General features: G+C 40.0%; 6 protein-coding genes. 2 read left to right on the top strand and 4 right to left on the bottom strand.

The features are described from left to right. The first annotated feature begins 128 nt into the window (after positions 1–128). Both O3633_RS09495 and metK read left to right on the top strand, forming a co-directional pair. Positions 129–827, top strand: coding sequence for a GntR family transcriptional regulator (locus O3633_RS09495; protein WP_049530942.1), 699 nt, complete (start codon positions 129–131; stop codon positions 825–827). Positions 828–1,063: 236 nt separating this feature from the next. Continuing rightward, a complete protein-coding gene (metK, locus tag O3633_RS09500; RefSeq protein ID WP_000003967.1) occupies positions 1,064–2,254 on the top strand; it encodes a methionine adenosyltransferase in 1,191 nt (396 codons plus the stop codon). Between the two features lie 33 nt (positions 2,255–2,287). Here metK and O3633_RS09505 read toward each other — a convergent pair whose 3' ends face one another. The 4 genes from O3633_RS09505 to O3633_RS09520 form a co-directional block, all read right to left on the bottom strand. Continuing rightward, positions 2,288–2,920 (bottom strand): GNAT family N-acetyltransferase, encoded by a 633-nt coding sequence (locus tag O3633_RS09505; RefSeq protein ID WP_049530941.1) that lies wholly within the window; start codon positions 2,918–2,920, stop codon positions 2,288–2,290. A gap of 226 nt (positions 2,921–3,146) precedes the next feature. Further along, the gene (locus O3633_RS09510; RefSeq protein ID WP_000767182.1) at positions 3,147–3,446 is read right to left on the bottom strand and encodes a DUF1827 family protein; all 300 of its coding nucleotides are present in this window, start codon (positions 3,444–3,446) and stop codon (positions 3,147–3,149) included. Between the two features lie 63 nt (positions 3,447–3,509). Further along, positions 3,510–3,959, bottom strand: a complete 450-nt coding sequence (locus O3633_RS09515; protein WP_223140763.1) for an NUDIX hydrolase — start codon at positions 3,957–3,959, stop codon at positions 3,510–3,512. 88 nt (positions 3,960–4,047) lie between these two features. Next, a partial coding sequence (locus O3633_RS09520) for an ATP-dependent Clp protease ATP-binding subunit (RefSeq protein ID WP_371621126.1) occupies positions 4,048–6,024 on the bottom strand: 1,977 nt, incomplete at its 5' end.

Consider the following 6,024-nt stretch of genomic DNA (forward strand, 5'->3'; position numbering starts at 1 on the left):
TTAAAAGAAATATCTTCTTGAATATTCTATCATAAAAGGGTTAGAATTACCAACCAAACAAGCGCGGTTTGACTTTTCCCTATGAGATAGGGTACAATGGAAAAAATAAAGAAAAGAAGTGAGCAAGCATGTTACCAGCTTATATGAAAATCCACGACCAAATCAAGAAAGACATTGATGAGGGAAGTTGGAAAATTGGGGAAAGACTTCCAAGTGAGCGAGATTTAGCTGAGGAATTTGAAGTTAGCCGTATGACTCTGCGTCAAGCCATCTCCCTTTTGGTCGAGGAGGGGGTTTTGGAGCGTCGTGTGGGTAGCGGGACCTTTGTTTCTAGTACTCGTGTTCAGGAAAAAATGCGTGGGACAACTAGTTTTACGGAGATTGTAAAAGCTCAGGGTAAAACACCATCGAGTCATCTGATTTCCTATCGTCGAACGATCCCTAATGAGCAAGAAGTTGAAAAATTAGGGATTAAGGCCACTGAAAATATTATCCGTATGGAACGTGTTCGTTATGCAGATCAAGTTCCTGTAGTCTACGAGGTAGCTTCTATTCCTGAGAAATTTATCAAAATTTTTAAGAAAGAAGAAGTAACCAAGCACTTCTTTCAAACCTTGCAGAAACATGGTTATCGGATTGGTAAATCTCACCAGACTATATATGCTCGCTTAGCCAAGGAAAAAATTGCTCATTATCTGGAAGTGGAAAAGGGGCATGCAATTTTAGGGCTTACTCAAGTTTCTTACTTTGATGACGGGACGGCTTTCGAGTATGTAAAGAGCCAATACGTCGGAGAACGTTTTGAGTTTTATCTAGAAAATAATTAGTTTAACAATACTCTTGAAGTAAAATCAGATCTACTTTAAGAGTTTTTTTATTTGGTTTGGATTAGAAAATATTTTCCTTCTGAGAAAAATAGTAATCATACGAGTATTTTTCAAAGATTCGTGTTATAATAGTTAGGTTATATGGTCCCGATAAGGTGGTAGTGAAGGTCGTTTATCGATTCTCTACCAGTACTTTGTAACTCTATAACGAATATTTTTTAAGGGGGGACATTTTTATGTCAGAACGTAAATTATTCACGTCTGAATCTGTATCTGAGGGGCATCCAGATAAGATTGCAGACCAAATTTCAGATGCTATCTTGGATGCTATTTTAGAGCAAGATCCAGAAGCCCACGTTGCTGCTGAAACAGCTGTTTATACTGGTTCAGTTCATGTTTTTGGTGAAATTTCGACCAATGCCTATGTAGATATTAACCGTGTGGTACGTGATACGATTGCAGAGATTGGCTATACTAATACAGAGTATGGATTTTCTGCTGAGACCGTAGGAGTTCACCCATCATTGGTAGAACAATCTCCTGATATCGCCCAAGGTGTTAATGAAGCCTTGGAAGTTCGTGGAAATGCTGATCAAGATCCACTTGATTTGATTGGAGCTGGAGACCAAGGTCTCATGTTTGGTTTTGCGGTTAATGAAACTGAAGAACTCATGCCGCTTCCAATCTCACTCAGTCACAAGTTGGTTCGTCGCTTGGCAGAACTACGTAAGTCTGGTGAAATTAGCTATCTTCGTCCAGATGCTAAATCTCAAGTTACAGTTGAATATGATGAAAATGACCAGCCAGTGCGCGTGGATACAGTCGTTATTTCAACTCAACACGATCCAGAAGTTAGCAATGAACAAATCCATGAAGATGTGATTAACAAGGTTATCAAAGAAGTCATTCCAGCTTCTTATCTTGACGACGAAACTAAATTCTTCATCAATCCAACAGGTCGTTTCGTTATCGGAGGGCCTCAAGGAGACTCAGGTTTGACTGGTCGTAAGATCATCGTGGATACTTATGGCGGATACTCACGCCACGGTGGTGGTGCCTTCTCTGGTAAGGATGCGACTAAGGTTGACCGTTCAGCTTCTTATGCAGCTCGCTACATTGCAAAAAACATCGTTGCAGCAGGACTTGCTAAGAAAGCAGAAGTTCAATTGGCTTATGCCATTGGTGTAGCTCAACCTGTATCTGTTCGTATCGATACTTTTGGTACTGGAACAGTAGCTGAAAGCAAGCTTGAAAAAGCAGCACGTCAAATCTTTGACCTTCGTCCAGCAGGAATCATCCAAATGCTTGATCTCAAACGTCCAATCTACCGTCAAACAGCGGCTTATGGACACATGGGACGTACAGATATCGATCTTCCATGGGAACGCTTGGATAAGGTTGATGCCTTGAAAGAAGCAGTTAAATAAAGTAAAAAGGAGTTGATTTAAACTCCTTTTTTGTTATTTATTGATAGTCTTTAAAAAAGCCCAGTTACCAATGGACTTAGTCCCGTACTCTAACTCCATAAAATCTAGCAATACATAATCATTCTTTTTATAGAATGGAACATTTTTTTCTGTACTGGTAATGAGTCCTAAGCGCTTGCAGCCCTTGGATTGGACATAAGGCTCAACTGCGTCTCTAAGAAAAGCACTGCCCACTCCTTGCCCTTTAAGGTATGGATTGACCGCAAGGAGCATCAAATACCAGTCAAAGCTATTTGATTTTTTCAAATGTTCTTCGGAACGGTCTACTAAATCAAGATACTTCAAAAAATTTCGAGGGCTAATGTGGCGAAACAGTTTTATGACACCATTTAGTAAGTAAGATAGGATAGAAAAATCCTTTTGTTGTAAAAGTGCGATAGCCAGAATCTCTCCATCTTGTTCAGCTACTAAACAGGTCTCTTCTTTGATATAGAGGCGAGTCAGGAGACTTTCCAATAGTTCTAAAAAAGCAGGATAGTTTTCAGGTTTCTTGAGATCATCTATGATTAGAGTTAAAAATGGATAGTCAAAGAAGCTGTCGGCTACAACTTTTCCAATTTTTTGGTATTCGTCTAGCCTTGCCTTTCTGTATACTATTTTCTCCATTGATGAGCTCCTTTTTGAATGTTAGTAAATTATAATAGTAGAATTAATTATTTTGATGATTAAGTACCGAGTTTTTACAAAAATATTACCAAATTTAGTAAGTTGAAGGATTGTTAGAAAACTCTTTCTGTAACACTGAATCTGATTCTAGAATATCGGATTAGACAGACAAAGAACACTCTAAAAAGTTAGAATTTTTAGAGTGTACTCGAAATATTGCTAAGTTTTATTTTGTTGGGATTGAGATTTCAATCAATTTTTCAGAGTAGAGGGTCTTGATATTAGTTTCATCGATATTTTGCTTGTCAATCTTGCGATTCAAGAAAAATTCTTGTATTTTTTCTATTTCTTGTTCGCGGATAGCACGATGTTTATTGGAAATGAGGATTTCATAATGAAGCGGTGCCTGAGTAAAGATAACATCAGTGTTTCCTGCAGAGTAGACTTCTACGAGTGTAGCGTCTGTACTCTCCAGTTGGCTTTTAACAAGGTTTGAGTGAGAATTAGTAGTGTTGATGAGCTTCATAGGCTTTCCTCCTGTGTTTCTATGTCTATTATAGCACTTTTTGGAAAAATTGGAAAAGTTAATTTAAACTTGATGCTGTTTTTTCCAAGCTTCAATTGCCCATTTATGACTGCCACGTTTTAAATTTGTAATAGCTTCATCAATTGGGAACCAAGCTAGGTGATTGAAGTCCTCCAAAGGTTTTTGGATTTCTTGATAAGAAGTAGCTTCGTAGAGATAGGCTGGATTGTAGTAGTAGGTATCGCGATGGCTGGAATAGAAATACTCATCTGCTTGTCCATAATAAGTGCCAATCTCAGCTGTAAAACCTAATTCTTCAATTAGTTCTCGTTTGAGAGCTTCAAAATGATCTTCGCCTGCTTCAATCTCGCCACCAGGCAAGAACCATGCACCATTTGGAGCTTGAACGAGGATAATCTTTTCATGTGCTGAGTCAGGGATGACTGCATAAACACCATATCTAGTTTTGTAGGTTACACCCTCTTTTTTTTCTCCAAAGGTTGGATTTGTCATAAATTTCTCCTTTATGTGTGCGCTTTCTTTCTATCATATTAAAGAATGCTCTTACTGTCAAGTAAGAACATTCTTTTAGTATGTGGAATTAGTCATTTGAGTCAACTGTTTCCAATTTATTTTTTGATTTAATCATGATTTTACCATTGCTAGTCATGACGGCTTTGAGGTTTTTCTCGCTTGGATTTTCAAGGTAGTAGTCTGTAATCGCATCTTCGATATAATCCTGAATCGTACGACGTAGTGGGCGAGCTCCCATTTTTGGATCATAACCAAGGTCTACAAGTTTTTCTTTAACCTTATCTGTTACATCTAAATGGATGTTATTGCTTGAGAGTCGTTGATTAACATCATCTAGCATGAGGTCAACGATTTGAAGAAGATTTTCCTTACTGAGAGCCTTGAATTCGATAATGCCATCAAAACGGTTCATGAATTCGGGGCTAAAGAAGTTGCCTAATTCCCCAAGGACTGAGTTGGTACGACCTTCACGAGCAGCACCAAATCCAACACTAGCTTCTGCCTTACCTGTACCTGCATTTGAGGTCATGATAATGATAGCGTCTTTAAAGCTAACGGTACGACCTTGCCCATCCGTTAAACGACCATCATCCAAGACTTGAAGGAACATATGCATAACATCTGGATGGGCTTTTTCAACTTCATCCAAGAGGATCAGTGAGTAGGGGTTACGACGAACTTTTTCAGTCAATTGACCTGCTTCATCATAGCCTACGTATCCTGGAGGGGCACCAACGAGTTTAGCCACGCTGTGTTTTTCCATGTATTCACTCATGTCAAAGCGAATCATGCTGTCAGCAGAACCAAAGAGTTCGATGGCCAGCTGTTTAGAAAGTTCTGTTTTACCGACACCGGTAGGACCAACAAAAAGGAAGCTACCGATTGGACGGTTTGGAGTACCGAGTCCAACACGGTTACGACGGATAGCCTTGGCGATCTTATCAACTGCATCATCTTGTCCAATAACATGAGCCTTGAGGTCATCTGCTAGGTTGATCAGTTGAGATTGTTCTTTTTCTTTCAAATCACCAACTGGGATATTAGTCTTTTGCTCGATGATGTGTTCGATCGTTTTTTCACTGATGATTGGGGTATCCTGATCCGTTACCTTTGTCTTTTGCATTTCCTTGTATTTGGCAATCTGGTCACGGAAGTAGGCTGCTTTTTCAAAATCTTCATCGCGGGTTGCTTGTGCCTTGAGATTTTCTGCTTCGATTAAGCGTTGGTCGATGACCTTAGGATCTACAAAATTCAAGGTTAAGTTCATTTTTGAACCAGCTTCATCTAGAAGGTCAATGGCCTTGTCTGGCAAGAAACGATCTTGGATGTAGCGGTTAGAAAGGGTAGCGGCCGCTTCGATAGCCCCGTCAGTATAGTGAACATGATGGTAATCTTCGTATTTCTTTTGAATTCCTTTAAGGATAATAATGGTTTCTTCAACAGTTGGTTCATCAACCTTGACCGGTTGCATACGGCGCTCAAGGGCAGCATCCTTTTCAATGATACGGTATTCATTGAGGGTAGTAGCACCAACCAGTTGGAGTTCGCCACGAGCAAGAGCTGGTTTTAGGATATTTCCTGCATCCATATTCCCTTCGCCAGCAGAACCAGCACCGACGATTTCGTGAATTTCGTCAATGAAGAGAATAACATCCTCGCGCTCACGAATTTCTTCCATGAGTTTTTGCATGCGCTCTTCAAATTGACCACGGATACCTGTTCCTTGAACAAGGCTAACGACATCTAAACGGATGACTTCTTTACCTTGAAGCTTATGGGGAACATCACCGTCAACAATTTTCTGAGCTAAACCTTCGACAACAGCTGTCTTACCAACACCGGGCTCACCGATGAGGACAGGGTTGTTTTTTGTTCTGCGGTTGAGGATTTCAATGACACGGATAATCTCTTCGTCACGGCCAATTACAGGGTCAATATTTCCACGACGGGCAATCTCAGTGACATTGATACCATATTCATCCAAGAGTCCTTTTTCCTGGATTGGTGGTGGGGTTTGGGCAGGACCACGATTTTGGGAACCATA

Source organism: Streptococcus sp. 27098_8_22, from assembly GCF_041432415.1.
In the GTDB taxonomy this organism is placed as follows: Bacteria; Bacillota; Bacilli; order Lactobacillales; family Streptococcaceae; genus Streptococcus; species Streptococcus pseudopneumoniae_M.

Bases quoted from the DNA above. Each gene is read 5' to 3' on its own strand.
- O3633_RS09515 (WP_223140763.1), bottom strand. From the start codon at position 3,959: ATGACAAATCCAACCTTTGGAGAAAAAAAAGAGGGTGTAACCTACAAA.
- metK (WP_000003967.1), top strand. From the start codon at position 1,064: ATGTCAGAACGTAAATTATTCACGTCTGAATCTGTATCTGAGGGGCAT.
- O3633_RS09495 (WP_049530942.1), top strand. From the start codon at position 129: ATGTTACCAGCTTATATGAAAATCCACGACCAAATCAAGAAAGACATT.
- O3633_RS09510 (WP_000767182.1), bottom strand. From the start codon at position 3,446: ATGAAGCTCATCAACACTACTAATTCTCACTCAAACCTTGTTAAAAGC.
- O3633_RS09505 (WP_049530941.1), bottom strand. From the start codon at position 2,920: ATGGAGAAAATAGTATACAGAAAGGCAAGGCTAGACGAATACCAAAAA.